The following is a 13,438-nucleotide window of genomic DNA, read 5'->3' as shown; positions in this document are numbered from 1 at the left end:
AGGGTCGATCAGGTCCGTCATGCCCCCGGCATGACCTTCAACTGCCGGGGGCAGTTGAACCTGATCGAACCCTCCGTCTGGCCTGCGGCCAGCCACCTCCACTGCCAGGGGAGGAAGGCCCTCACTCCTGCAACGACACGCCCGGACTGCGCGGATCGCTGCGCCCTGCCAGCGGCCATCGGGCAAGCGCTCGGCCGCATTGGCCTTGAGCCCCATGCGCGACAGCGACACGCGATGGCCGAGTTTTTCGAGCGGCGCCTTCATCGCCTCCAGCGCCGTGCCCTGCTCCAGCACCAGCCCCTCGCCATTGAAGTAGATCAGTCCATGCGCGATCGACTCTTGCGCCGACAGGCCCCAGTCGAAATGCGCGATCAGCGCCTTGGCCACCTGCATGATGATGGTCTTGCCGCCCGCCGCGCCGACGGTGAAAACAGGTGTGCCCTTTTCGTCATAGACGATGGTCGGCGACATGGACGATAGCGGCCGCTTGCCCGGCTCCACCCGGTTGGCCACCGGCGCGCCGTCCTTTTCCGGCGTGAAGCTGAAATCGGTCAGCTCATTGTTCAGGATCACGCCGTTCGCGATCAACTGGCTGCCAAAGAAGCTCTCGACCGTCGATGTCCAGGCGGCGATGTCGCCATCCCGGTCCACCGCGACGAAATGGCTGGTGCCGCTTTCGGGCTGCGGCCGCGACGCCGTGCGCGGCTGCGCGCCGGGCGGGGTGCCGGGCTGATAATCGTTGAGCGCCTTGTTCAAACGGATGCGCGCCGACCGCTGCTTGAGATAGGCGGGATCGATCATCCCCGTGAGCGGCACCGACACGAAATCCGGGTCGCCCAGCCATGTGCCACGATCGGCATAGGCGAGTTGCATTGCTTCGCCAATGACATGCCAGGACCGGGGATCATCCTTGCCCCAAGTGCCGAGCGGAAAACGCTCGACCATGCCCAATATCTCCAGCACCGTGACCCCGCCCGACGAGGCCGGACCCATGCCGCACACGGTATAGACGCGATATTTGCCGCAAACCGGCTTGCGCAGCTTGGTCTGATAGCCCGCAATGTCGGCTTCCGTCATCGGCACCGGATTCTTGGGCGCGTTGGTCACGGTTTGCGCCAGGATGCGGGCATTTTCGCCCGTATAGAAAGCGTCCGGCCCTTCCGCCGCGATCCGCTTGAATAATGCGGCGAGCGGCGGGTTTTTGAGCATCGTGCCCATCGGCGCGGGCTTGCCATCGATCCAGAAATAGCGCTGGATTTCGGGGAAGTCGGCCCACACCCCCGCGACCGCCTTCATCGCAGTGTCGAGCCGCTGGCGCACTTCATAGCCTCTTCCGCCGCGTGAATGGCGGGCTGGAACAGGTCGGCCCAGGGCAGCTTGCCCCATTTGCGGTGCGCGTCCCAGGCCAGACGGACATTGCCCGGTACCCCGACCGAATAGCCACCCGGCCAGGCATTGCGGAAGGAGAGCGGCAGGCCATCGGCCCCCATGAACCGGTCGGGCCGGGCGGCGGCCGGTGCCGTCTCGCGCCCGTCGATCGATTCTAGCAGCCCGGTCTCTCCGTCATGATGCATCAGGAAACCGCCACCGCCGATGCCGCTATTATGCGGCTCGACCACGTTCAGCGTCAACATCATGGCGATGGCGGCGTCGGTGGCGCTGCCCCCCTTGCGTAATATCTCCTGCCCCGCCTGCGCTGCGCGCGGGTCGGCGGCCGAAACGGTGGCATTTGTCGATACCGGCTCGCGCGCGACGGCAGGCAGCGGTGCCAGGGTAAGAAGGGCGAATGGGGCCAGAAGGCCAGTGAAACGAGATGTCATGGGGTTCACCCTAAAGCGGGAGTTGCCGATCGCAACCCTTTCCACCCCGATGGACGGATCAGCCGTCGATACCCACCAGGTCGGCAATCGTCGCCACGCCATCGCGCGCCATCAGCGCCTTCAGCTCCCGGTTGATCCGCCGCGCCAGATATGGCCCTTCATACACCAGCGCGCTATAGAGTTGGATCAGCGACGCCCCTGCCCGGATGCGGGCATAGGCCTGCGCCCCGGTCGCAATACCCCCCACCCCGATCAGCGGCAGCCGATCGCCCAGCAGGCGGCGAAAATCGCGCAGCCGCGCCAGCGACAGGTCGGTCAGCGGCGCGCCCGACAGCCACCGGCTTCGCCCGCATGGACCGATCGCAGTGCCGGGCGAGAGATGGTTGTGTTGGACACGATCAACGCGTCGACCCGATGGTCGATACAGGCCGCCGCGATATCCTCGACATCGGCCGGTTCCAGGTCGGGCGCCACCTTCAGGAAAATGGGCGGCCCACCCGGCGCGCGCGCGGCCATCACCGCGCCCAGCAAAGCATCGAGCGCGCTGCGATCCTGCAACGCCCGCAGGCCCGGCGTATTGGGGGAAGAAATATTGACCGTCAGATAATCGGCCAGCGGTGCCATGCAGGTGACGCCCATGACATAATCGGCGATGCCGCGCCCGGCGGCTGCCGCATCCTTGTTCGCCCCGATATTGATGCCGATAACCGGACCTTCACCGACGGGCCGACGATAGCGCGCGATCCGATCCGCCGCCGCCCCCTGCCCGCCATTATTGAACCCGAATCGGTTGATGACCGCCTTGTCCTCGACCAGCCGGAACAGGCGCGGTTGCGGATTGCCCGGCTGCGCCAGTGGCGTCAGCGTGCCCAACTCCGCGAAACCAAAGCCGAAGCCATGCATCTTGTGCGCGATCCGCCCGTCCTTGTCGTATCCCGCCGCCAATCCGACCGGATTGGGGAAACGGATGCCCGCGACCATCGTCGTCAACATCGGATCGGGCGCCAGCGCCGCCGCCGTCGGCATCATCCGCAATGCAGCAAGAGAGAGGTGATGGGCACGCTCGGCATCGAGCGCAAAGAGCAGCGGGCGGATCAGACGATAGGACATGTGTGCGCCTATGCCAGTGCGATACGGACGCGTCGAGTCGTTGTGGCCAAAGTGCCACAACGATCAACTTGTGACATATCATGACAGGAAACGTCATGAATGCGACGGTTTAGGGCAGCGGAATGTCTGATTCATCCAATAATATTGCTACGATTCGCGCGTAAAGAAGCCTTGCGACCCGAAGGCTCGACGGCTTCCAGCCGATGAGACCTTTTCCTGATCCGGCGATGCAAATCGCCGGATCATTTTTTTGTGCATCGCAGTATCGGTGAGAAAAGTAACAGATCTTTCACCATGTTACTTGCGCGCTGGTGCAGTTGGCGCATAGTAAACCCCTTGGGGTGGAAAAAATGGGGTTGCATAAATTCGGCATGACCGGGGGCGCTGTCGCCCTGCCGGACCAAGGGGGGCCGCTGTCCTATACGGTAGCCGCCGCGCAGGGGCCGGTGCGACTGCGTTATTTTGCTCCACCGGAACAACTACGCGCCTATTTCGGATCGCTTTATTTGTTCACCGTCGATGCGGATCATTATGCCGACGCCACCCGTGCTGACGTGCCACAGCTGCGCTTCATGTTGACAGGCGGCGGCAACTATCATTTTCAGGACGATGTCGTGATGGCGACACCGGACGTCTGCCTGCTTGGGCCGACGATGGGCGCAACCCGCTTCGAACTTGACCGGCCCAGCCGAGTCGTGGGCATCTCGCTGCTCCCCGCCGGGTGGCAATCGCTTCATGGCGGGGACGCCAGCACATTGGCGGATCGCTTGTGCGACCTGGCCGCCGTCGACGACGCAGATCATGCAGAGCTGCTGACGCAGTTGCGCCTGCTCGACGAATCTGCGGCAGAGGATCTTGCGGCACGATGTTGGGCCGCGCTGGGCCGCCTCGTCAAACCCTTGCGCGGCACGACCTGGGCCTTGCTCGACGCGGTCGATAACTGGCTGATGGGCGAAGGATCCCCGCGAATCGAGGCGCTGGCCGAAGCCACCAACCTGTCGCCGCGCCAACTCGCGCGGCTCACCAACAAATTTTATGGTGCGCCGCCCAAGCTGCTGGCGCGCAAATATCGCGCGCTGCGCTGTTCCGCTCGGATCGCCCTGGATGGCGAAAGCTGGCAGCAATTATGCGAGGAGGCGGGCTTCTACGACCAGTCCCATTGTATCCGCGAAATCAAGCACTTCATCGGCCTGACCCCGCACCAGTTGCAGAACGAGCCCTCCGCCGTCGCACAGCTCACCCTGCTGCGCCGTTCGCTGGGCAGCGACGTGGCGATGCTCAACCGCCTATCCTAATTAGCCCTTGATTCCCGAGCCTGAGAGGACCAAATGCCAATCGGACGATATTGATCCGATTTAAGAATGGTTCGCAACTGGCATGAGATTATCAAGCTTCGCTGATTATGCGGTCGTGCTGATGTCCGCCGCTGCGCGCCATTGCGGGGCGGCCAAGATGAACGCGACCACCCTGGCCGCCGAAACCGGCATCCCGCTGCCCACCGCGCAAAAGCTGGTGGGTCGCCTGTCATCGGCGGGCCTGCTCGAATCGAGCCGCGGCACGGGCGGCGGGGTCCGCCTGTCGCGCCCGCCCGCCACCATCACGCTCGCCGATGTGGTGGAAGCGGTCGAAGGGCCGATCGCCATGACCGCCTGCGCCGACACGGGCACGCATGACTGCACGCTGGAGCAGGATTGCCGCATTCGCCCGCATATGAACGTCGCCAATGAAGCGATCCGCGCTGCCCTGGCTGGCGTGACCATCGCCAGCCTTACACGAGAAATGGCATGACCGAGCAAATCACCACTGTCCGTAACCAGGAAGCGCAGGACGCGGCCGATCGCGCCTCGACCTACGAACATGGCTGGTCGTCCGCCATCGAACAGGATTTCGCGCCCAAGGGGCTGAACGAAGACACCGTCCGCTTCATCTCCGCCAAGAAAAACGAACCGCAATGGCTGCTCGACTGGCGGCTGAAGGCGTTCGCGATGTGGAAGACGATGACGCCGCCCGACTGGGCGAAGCTCAACGTCCCCCCGATCGACTATCAGGACGCCTATTATTACGCCGAGCCGAAAAAGAAGGTGGAGCTGGATTCGCTCGATGAAGTCGATCCCGAAATCCTCGCCACCTACAAGAAATTGGGCATCCCGATCGCCGAGCAGGAAGTGCTGGCCGGGGTGAAGGGCAGCCGCCGCGTCGCGGTCGATGCCGTGTTCGATTCGGTGTCCGTCGCCACCACTTTCCGCAAGGAGTTGGAGGAGGCAGGCGTCATCTTCCGCTCGATCAGCGAAGCGGTGCGCGAATATCCCGATCTGGTGAAAAAGTGGATGGGCAAGATCGTACCCATGCACGACAATTATTTCGCGACGCTCAATTGCGCGGTCTTTTCTGACGGGACGTTCGTTTATATCCCGAAGGGCGTCCGCTGCCCGATGGAGCTGTCCACCTATTTCCGCATCAACGCGGAAAATACCGGCCAGTTCGAACGCACGCTGATCGTGGCCGACGAAGGCAGCTATGTCTCCTATCTCGAAGGCTGCACCGCGCCGATGCGCGACGAAAATCAGCTGCACGCCGCGGTCGTGGAACTGGTCGCGCTGGACGATGCGGAGATCAAATATTCGACTGTCCAGAACTGGTATCCCGGCGACGCGGACGGCAAGGGCGGCATCTATAATTTCGTGACCAAGCGCGCCTTGTGTCAGGGCAAGAACAGCAAGGTGAGCTGGACCCAGGTGGAAACCGGGTCGGCGATCACCTGGAAATACCCGTCCTGCGTCCTGAACGGCGACAACAGCGTCGGCGAATTCTACTCGGTCGCGCTGACCAATAACAGGCAGCAGGCCGATACCGGCACCAAGATGATCCACAACGGGAAAAACACCCGCTCGACCATCGTGTCGAAGGGGATCAGCGCGGGCCGATCGAACAACACTTATCGCGGGCTAGTGCGGGTTGCACCGGGCGCGGAGGGCGTGCGCAACTTCACCCAATGCGACAGCCTGCTGCTGGGTGACCAGTGCGGCGCACATACCGTCCCCTATATCGAGGTCCGCAACCCCAGCGCGCAGATCGAGCATGAAGCGACGACCAGCAAGATCAGCGACGACCAGCTCTTCTACGCCATGCAACGCGGGCTGGACGCCGAAAGCGCCGTCAGCCTGATCGTGAATGGTTTTGCGCGGGAAGTGCTGCAGCAATTGCCGATGGAATTCGCGGTCGAGGCGCAGAAATTGCTGGGTATCAGCCTGGAAGGCAGCGTGGGATGAGTTCGCTCACGCCTCGTGATCAGGCGTACCGCCTAAACTCCCCTCCCTTCAGGGGAGGGGCCGGGGGTGGGGGCTCTCGGCTGAGCGCCTGGCCCAAATGGATGGCTTCGCTCGCGACATGCGCAAAGACCCGACAGAACCAGAGAAGCGCTTATGGACCCGTCTGTCCCAGTCCCAACTTGGCGGTCACAAATTTCGTCGTCAGTCCGTAATAGGTCCGTTCATTGCCGATTTCTTCTGCCCGCAAAAGGGGTTGGTGATCGAAGTGGACGGCGACACGCACGACATTCTGGCGGATCTCAAACGCGATGCCGCATTGAACAGGCTGGAACTAAAGGTGCTGCACGTCGGGAATGCAGACGTGATCCGCAATCTTGACGGCGTGTGCGAAACTATACTTCGCACGCTTGAACTGATGCCTGATCGTTGGGCTAGCCCCCACCCCAACCCCTCCCCTGAAGGGAGGGGCTTTTAGAACAACACTCCAAGGGAATAGAGTTTTGAGCGACGAAGACGATATTCAGGATGCCCTCGCGGATTTCGCGGAGGATGTCGGCAATGGCCAGTCATGGACCGCCGCGATCCGTATCCTGACCGAGGATTATGAGCTGGAAGAGGGCGAGTTGGAGCCCCGCGCCCGCGCCGATTTCGGCGATCTCGACGCGTTCGAGGCGGCCAGCCGCGATGCCCTGCAAAAGGCGGACGCGGCGATGACCGAGAAGCTGCGCAAGGACAAGGCGTTCCACAAGGCGAAGGCGCCCAACCTCGCCCGCATGGGGCCGGTTAGCGAATTCGTCGTCGCCCTGCTGGAAAAGGGACCGCCAGAGGGCGAGGCCGACTGGTGGCCCTATATGCCGGTCAAGCGCTATATCGACACGCTTTTCCCCGCGCCGGGCGACGTGCGCGACATGGCCTTCTGGACCGCCCGCACCCTCCAGCGCGCGCATGAAGGATAAATCATGCTGAATATCGACAAGCTGACCAACACCATCGACGGCAAGACGATCCTCAAAGGTCTGTCGCTCACCATCAATGCGGGAGAAATCCACGCAATTATGGGGCCGAACGGAGCGGGCAAGTCGACGCTGGCCTATACGCTGGGGGGACGGCCGGGCTATGAGGTGACCGGCGGCGAGGCGCTCTACGACGGTGTGAACTTGTTCACATTGGAGCCGCATGAGCGCGCCGCGGCAGGTCTATTCCTGGGCTTTCAATATCCGGTCGAGATCCCCGGCGTCTCCAACCTGCAATTCCTGCGCGAAAGCCTCAACAGCCAGAAGCGGGCACGCGGCGAGAAGGAACTGAACGGCGGCGAATTCATCCGCCTCGCTAAGGAAAAGGCCGCGTTGCTCGGCCTCGACATGGACATGCTCAAGCGCCCGGTGAATGTCGGCTTCTCGGGCGGCGAAAAGAAGCGCGCCGAAATGGTGCAGATGGGCATACTCGATCCCAAGCTCGCGATCCTTGACGAGACCGACTCCGGCCTCGACATCGACGCGCTCAAGATCGTCGGCGCAGGCATCAACGCGATCATGCGCAAGCCCGACAAGGCCGTGCTGCTCATCACCCATTATCAGCGGCTGCTCGACTATGTGAAGCCCGACTTCGTTCATGTGCTGGCCGACGGGCGGATCGTCAAATCGGGCGGCCCCGAACTGGCGCTGGAACTGGAACGCGAAGCTATGCCGAAGTGGTTGCCGCATGAGCGCCGCAGGCATCTCCCTTTTTCTCCGCGTCTCTGCGCCTCCGCGTGAGATGACTTTGTGCACGCGGAGACGCAGAGACGCGGAGGAGTCGTGCCTGTGACCACCCTGGCTCTGCCCACCCGCCGCCAGGAAGACTGGCGCTATAGCGACCTGGAGGCGCTCGCCTCGCTATGGCCCTTGCCCGCACCGACCCGCATCGATGTGACCACAGGCGACACCGCTAACCACCACCTGCTGCAAAATGCCGCAGAGGGCAGCGCGGCCGTGCATGACTATGTCATCACCGTCGCCGACGACGCGCGCTGCGATTTCCACCTGCTCAACATCGGCGGCAAGCTCGGCCGCGTGACCTTTGCCGTCACGCTGGGCGCGCGCGCGCATTTCGGGCTGCATGGCGCGATCATCGGCGGCGGCGATCAGACGCTGGAGATCATCACCTCGGTCACCCATGCGCAGCCCGACGCGACCAGCGGCCAGACCGTCCGGTCGGTCCTGGGCAGCCGCGCCACCGGCAGCTACCTCGGCAGCATCAACGTCGCCCGCGACGCGCAGCGCACCGACGCTTTCCAGTCTATCAAGCGATGCTGCTCGATCGCACCGCGACCGCCAACGCCAAGCCTGAACTGGAAATCTACGCCGACGACGTCAAATGCGCCCATGGCGCGACTGTGGGCGAACTGGACAAGGCCGCGCTCTTCTACATGGCCTCACGCGGCATGGACCCGGCGACTGCCAAGACGCTGCTGCTGCGCTCCTTCGTCGCGGGCGTGTTCGACGACATGCCCGACGAAGCCCTGCGCGAACAGTTTGAAGCGGCCGCGATCGCCAAGCTGGAGTCGCTGGTATGACGAGCAACTTAAATACTCCCCTCCCCTTCAGGGGAGGGGCCGGGGGTGGGGGCTGTCAACGCAGCTCAGCCTTTGGGGTACGTCCCCACCCCAACCCTTCAAACGAGTCACGTGCCTCGTTTGAACCTGAAGGGGAGGGGCTTAGTGGAGCGCCATTACCCCAACGATCTCCTCATTTCCGGCTTCGACATCCTGTTCTTCTGGGACGCGCGGATGGCGATGCAGGGGATGGAGTTCATGGGGGACGTGCCATGGCGAAAACTCTATCTCCACGGCCTCGTTCGGGCGGCGGACGGGCAGAAAATGTCCAAGTCCAAGGGCAATGTCGTTGATCCGCTGGGCCTGATCGAGAAGTTCGGGGCCGACGCACTGCGCTTCTTCATGGCGGCGATGGAGAGCCAGGGCCGCGACGTGAAGATGGATGAGAAGCGGGTCGAGGGCTATCGCAACTTCGCGACCAAGCTGTGGAACGCCGCGCGCTTCCTTCAGGCGAACGGCGTGGGTGCTTCGACATCTGTTGCACCCAAGGAAGTTTTTTCGGCCACTCTGCCGGTCAATCAGTGGATTGTCGGCAAGGTCATGGACACGGTCGCGGCCATTGACTCCGCACTGGCTGATCTGCGCTTCGACGCGGCGGCCAATGCGATTTATCACTTTGTCTGGGACGAATTTTGCGACTGGTATCTCGAACTCATCAAAGCGGACCTCTCCTCCGTTCGGGCTGAGCCTGTCGAAGCCTCTTCCTTGTCTTCGGAAGGCAATGTGGCCCTTCGACAGGCTCAGGGCGAACGGGTTGAGGAGACGCGCACTGTCGCAGGCTGGGCGTTTGATCAAATCCTTGTGATGTTGCATCCCTTCATGCCCTTCATCACCGAAGAGCTTTGGCACGCAATGGGTGAACGAGACGCTGATCTTATCATTGCACAATGGCCTTTGTTGGTTACGCCCGGTGACACTAGCGCACAGGCGGAGATTGATTGGCTGATCCGACTGGTCAGCGCCATCCGCACCGCGCGAACCGAACTCAACGTGCCGCCGGGTGCGAAGCTGCCGATGGTGGTGAGCGACGGGTCGGAGGAGACGCATCGTCGCCTCGACCGGCAGGGCGCGGCGCTGGCACGGCTGGGGCGGATCGAGAGCCTGACCTTTGGCGAAGCGCCGACGGGCGGCGCAGCGCAGATCGTGGTCGATGAGGCGACCTTCATCCTGCCGTTGGAAGGCGTGATCGACATCGCGGCGGAAAAAGCGCGGCTCGCCAAGGCCTTGGCCGCAGCGCAGAAGGAGCGCGATGCGCTGGGCGGACGCCTGTCCAACCCCAGTTTTGTCGAGAAGGCCAAGCCCGAAGCGGTCGCCAAGGCGCGCGAGGACCATGCCGAAAAGACCGCCGAAGCGGAACGGTTGCAGGCGGCGCTCGACCGGCTGGGGTGAGATTAGGGCACGCCTATTGAAATCCGTTCGGGCTGAGCTTGTCGAAGCCCCTTTCTTTGAAGAAGAAAGGCCCTTCGACAGGCTCAGGGCGAACGGGGCGGGGTGTTCCACCCTATGATCTAGCCTGCGCAAGGAAAGGGCGAGGATGAGTGGACCGGGGCAAGGCACAAAAGACCTGACGCAAGGGCCGATCGCGTCCACGCTGATGCTGTTCGCCATGCCAACGCTGGCGTCGAACATTCTTCAGTCGCTCAATGGCTCGATCAACGCGATCTGGGTTGGTCGCTTTCTGGGGCCGCAGGCGCTGGCGGCGACGGCCAATGCCAATATCATCATGTTCCTGATGTTCTCGATCGTCTTCGGGTTCGGCATGGCGTCCACAGTGATGATCGGCCAGGCGGTGGGACGGCGCGACATGGACGCCGCGCGCCGCGCTTTCGGCTCGGCGGTGGGCTTCTGTATGGCCCTGGCCCTCGTCGTCGCGATCGTCGGCTGGCTGGGCGCGCCTGCGCTGCTGCGGCTGCTCGCGACCCCGGTCGAAGCCTATGACCTGGCGCTCGTCTATCTGCGCGTCATCTTCATCGCCATGCCTGCGACCCTCTTGTCAGTGATGATCATGATGGGCTTGCGCGGCGTGGGGGACGCACGCACGCCGCTCATCTTCATGATCGTCAGCGTAGCGGTGGACCTGATCCTCAATCCTGTGCTGATCCTGGGACTGGGGCCGTTCCCCGCCATGGGGATCGCAGGATCGGCGACAGCGACCGCAGTGGCGGGTTTCGTCAGCCTGATCGGGATCATCGCCTATACCTATGTCAAGGATCTGCCGCTGCGGCTGCGCGGGGTGGAACTCGCCTATCTGCGTCCGGCGACCGAGCAGCTGCGCGTCCTGCTGGGCAAGGGGTTGCCGATGGGTCTGCAGATGATCGTCATGTCGGCGTCCGGGTTGGTCATGATCGGCCTCGTCAACCGCGAGGGGCTGTTGGTGACGGCCGCCTATGGCGCGTCGCAGCAGCTATGGACCTATCTTCAGATGCCAGCGATGGCGATGGGCGGCGCGGTCAGCGCCATGGCGGCGCAGAATATCGGCGCAGGACGGTGGGACCGGATCAGCCGCATCACCGGCTATGGCATCGGCTATCAGTTGCTGATTACCGGCACGATGGTCGCGGTGATGCTGACCTTTCACCAGCCATTGCTGGGGCTGTTCCTCGGCGGCAATGATGCCGTGATCGCGGAGGCGTGGCACATGCAGTTGCGGGTGAGTTGGAGCTTCCTCGCCTTTGGCTGCACCATGATCCTGTTCGGGGTGATGCGTGCCAACGGCGTGGTGATCAAGCCGCTGATCATCCTGATCTTCACCCTGTTCGTGGTGCGGCTTGGCTTCTATTATCTGGCTTACCCCGGGATCGGGGCCGATGCGCTGTGGTTCAGCTTTCCGGTGGGGTCATTCGTCTCGCTGCTGCTCGCCTCTCTGGTCTATGCCCATGGCGGCTGGCGCAAGGCGAAGCTGCTGGTGCCGGTGCATGAAGAGGAATGCCGGGAGACGGTCAATAGCGAGGCCGAACCCGCCGGGCGGATCGCGCCGACCGGATGATTACCGCCCCTGATTGCGCCAGCGAGTGATGGTGCGGTCGAGGATGGCTTGTTCGTCGCCCGACTGCCGCCACAGTTCCGTAAAGCTGGGGTCGCCTGACGCAGGGCGGCGATGGTCTTCCAGATTGTCGAGCGCGACGCGGATCGGCACAGCGACACCCTCACCGCATATGATGGCTTCGCGGTTGCGCAGCGCAGGGATCGAATCGAGGAAGCCGCGCGCGCCTTCGGGCATGGCAGCCTTGACGAAGGCCTGATCGCGGTCGTTGTTCAGGCGCATCGCGATGATGGTGCCGCATTGCGACAGCACGCCTTCGGCCAGGTCCGACGGACGTTGCGTGATGAGGCCCAGTGATATGCCATATTTACGGCCTTCCTTGGCGATCCGCTCCAATATCTTGCGCACCGCCTGGCCATTGCCGCTGGTCGAACTGGGAATGTAACGATGGGCCTCCTCGCAGACGAGCAGGATCGGCCGCTGTGGCTCGTCGCGCGCCCAGATGGCATAGTCGAACACCAGTCGCGACAGCACCGACACCACGGTCGATGTGATGTCGGATGGCATGGCCGACACGTCGATGATCGATATCGGCTTGCCGTCCGATGGCAGGCGAAAGATCTTCGCGATGAAATCCTGCATCGTGTCGGCGACCAGCATGCCGGAGAACATGAAACTGTAGCGCGGGTCCGCCTTGATCTCGTCGATCTTGGTCTTGATCCGCATATAGGGCAGCGACCCCGTGCCCTTGTCGAGCTTGCCCATCTCATTTTGGAGAATATTGGTCAGGTCCGAGAGCAGATAGGGGATCGGCGAATCGACGGTTAGGCGACCAATCTGTTCGGCCAGCCGGTTCTTGGAGCGCGCCGCGAGCAGGCATTTGGCGAGAATGTCGCAATCCATCGTGCGCTCGGAGCCGGAGGACGTGACGAATACCTCGCAATGCTCCTCGAAATTCATCAGCCAATAGGGCAGCGCCAGGTTGCTGACATCGAACACGGCGCCATTGGTGGCGAAGGCTGCGCCATATTCGCCATGCGGGTCGATCATCACGATATGCCCCTGCGGAGACAGGTCGCAGATGCGGTGCAGGATCAGTGCGGCGCTGGTCGATTTGCCGGTGCCGGTGGAGCCAAGCAGCGCGAAATGCTTGCCCAGCATCTGATCGACATAGAGCGCGGCCCGTGTGTCGGTGGTGGGATAGACAGTGCCGATCTGGACATGGGGCCGGTCATCGGCGGCGTAGATTTGCTGCATATCCTTGCTCGAGACCGGAAAAATCTCGGTGCCAGGCGTTGGATAGCGGGTGACGCCGCGCCGGAAATTAAAGATACGACCGGTCAGCCTTTCCTCGTCGCCCTCACCCAGAAAGTCGATGTCGGCAACGATGCTTTGGCTGGCTTGGTCCAGCATCATCGCGCGCACGCTGGCAACCAGCCAGACCGTGCCGACGCGCATCTTGACCTGACTACCGACCTGGCCGGCCATCGCGGTGCAGGGGTCCATGTCCTGCCCCAATAGGGCCAGGCGTTGCGGATCGATGAGGATCTTGGAACTGGACCCGGCAATCTGAAATACCATGCCCATTGATTGGACGGTGGCTAAAGAGCCAGCCGTCGCTGTCGGCGTGAAATGATGTGCACCCGGCATATGGGTCATGAGC

8 protein-coding genes and 4 pseudogenes are annotated in these 13,438 nt (G+C 62.8%); 9 read left to right on the top strand and 3 right to left on the bottom strand.

The window, feature by feature from the left end:
• Window positions 1-121: 121 nt before the first annotated feature.
• Window positions 122-1,820, bottom strand: a pseudogene (gene ggt / locus BF95_RS02875) (gamma-glutamyltransferase).
• Between the two features lie 58 nt (window positions 1,821-1,878).
• Window positions 1,879-2,930: pseudogene (locus BF95_RS02870) on the bottom strand (quinone-dependent dihydroorotate dehydrogenase).
• A gap of 350 nt (window positions 2,931-3,280) precedes the next feature.
• Between BF95_RS02870 and BF95_RS02865 the strand changes: the two are divergent.
• The 9 genes and pseudogenes from BF95_RS02865 (at window position 3,281) to BF95_RS02825 (ending at window position 11,778) form a co-directional block, all read left to right on the top strand.
• Complete coding sequence (locus BF95_RS02865; protein WP_043149217.1) at window positions 3,281-4,225, top strand: helix-turn-helix domain-containing protein; 945 nt, start codon at window positions 3,281-3,283, stop codon at window positions 4,223-4,225.
• Window positions 4,226-4,307: 82 nt separating this feature from the next.
• The gene (locus BF95_RS02860; protein ID WP_043149212.1) at window positions 4,308-4,718 is read left to right on the top strand and encodes an RrF2 family transcriptional regulator; all 411 of its coding nucleotides are present in this window, start codon (window positions 4,308-4,310) and stop codon (window positions 4,716-4,718) included.
• Complete coding sequence (gene sufB, locus BF95_RS02855) at window positions 4,715-6,199, top strand: Fe-S cluster assembly protein SufB (protein WP_043149210.1); 1,485 nt, start codon at window positions 4,715-4,717, stop codon at window positions 6,197-6,199. Before BF95_RS02860 ends, sufB begins: the two co-directional genes overlap by 4 nt.
• Before the next feature lie 97 nt (window positions 6,200-6,296).
• A complete protein-coding gene (locus tag BF95_RS02850) occupies window positions 6,297-6,674 on the top strand; it encodes an endonuclease domain-containing protein (protein ID WP_235209529.1) in 378 nt (125 codons plus the stop codon).
• A 25-nt stretch (window positions 6,675-6,699) separates the two neighbouring features.
• On the top strand, window positions 6,700-7,155 hold the full coding sequence (locus BF95_RS02845) for a hypothetical protein (protein WP_037476824.1): 456 nt from the start codon (window positions 6,700-6,702) through the stop codon (window positions 7,153-7,155).
• A 3-nt stretch (window positions 7,156-7,158) separates the two neighbouring features.
• Window positions 7,159-7,953, top strand: a complete 795-nt coding sequence (gene sufC / locus BF95_RS02840; RefSeq protein ID WP_235209528.1) for a Fe-S cluster assembly ATPase SufC — start codon at window positions 7,159-7,161, stop codon at window positions 7,951-7,953.
• A gap of 48 nt (window positions 7,954-8,001) precedes the next feature.
• A pseudogene (locus BF95_RS02835) lies at window positions 8,002-8,753 on the top strand (SufD family Fe-S cluster assembly protein).
• 144 nt (window positions 8,754-8,897) lie between these two features.
• A pseudogene (locus tag BF95_RS02830) lies at window positions 8,898-10,181 on the top strand (class I tRNA ligase family protein); the annotation flags it as partial.
• 145 nt (window positions 10,182-10,326) lie between these two features.
• Complete coding sequence (locus BF95_RS02825; RefSeq protein ID WP_043149207.1) at window positions 10,327-11,778, top strand: MATE family efflux transporter; 1,452 nt, start codon at window positions 10,327-10,329, stop codon at window positions 11,776-11,778.
• Here BF95_RS02825 and BF95_RS02820 read toward each other — a convergent pair whose 3' ends face one another.
• The gene (locus BF95_RS02820; protein ID WP_043149205.1) at window positions 11,779-13,434 is read right to left on the bottom strand and encodes an ATP-binding protein; all 1,656 of its coding nucleotides are present in this window, start codon (window positions 13,432-13,434) and stop codon (window positions 11,779-11,781) included.
• Window positions 13,435-13,438: the final 4 nt, after the last annotated feature.

The sequence above is a fragment of the Sphingobium sp. Ant17 genome, from assembly GCF_000588875.1.
GTDB lineage: Bacteria > Pseudomonadota > Alphaproteobacteria > Sphingomonadales > Sphingomonadaceae > Sphingobium.
This window is presented reverse-complemented; position numbering and strand designations above follow the sequence as displayed.

Coding starts and splice junctions, on each gene's coding strand:
- sufB (WP_043149210.1), top strand. CDS start 4,715: ATGACCGAGCAAATCACCACTGTCCGTAACCAGGAAGCGCAGGACGCG.
- BF95_RS02850 (WP_235209529.1), top strand. CDS start 6,297: ATGGATGGCTTCGCTCGCGACATGCGCAAAGACCCGACAGAACCAGAG.
- BF95_RS02825 (WP_043149207.1), top strand. CDS start 10,327: ATGAGTGGACCGGGGCAAGGCACAAAAGACCTGACGCAAGGGCCGATC.
- sufC (WP_235209528.1), top strand. CDS start 7,159: ATGCTGAATATCGACAAGCTGACCAACACCATCGACGGCAAGACGATC.
- BF95_RS02865 (WP_043149217.1), top strand. CDS start 3,281: ATGGGGTTGCATAAATTCGGCATGACCGGGGGCGCTGTCGCCCTGCCG.
- BF95_RS02860 (WP_043149212.1), top strand. CDS start 4,308: ATGAGATTATCAAGCTTCGCTGATTATGCGGTCGTGCTGATGTCCGCC.
- BF95_RS02820 (WP_043149205.1), bottom strand. CDS start 13,434: ATGACCCATATGCCGGGTGCACATCATTTCACGCCGACAGCGACGGCT.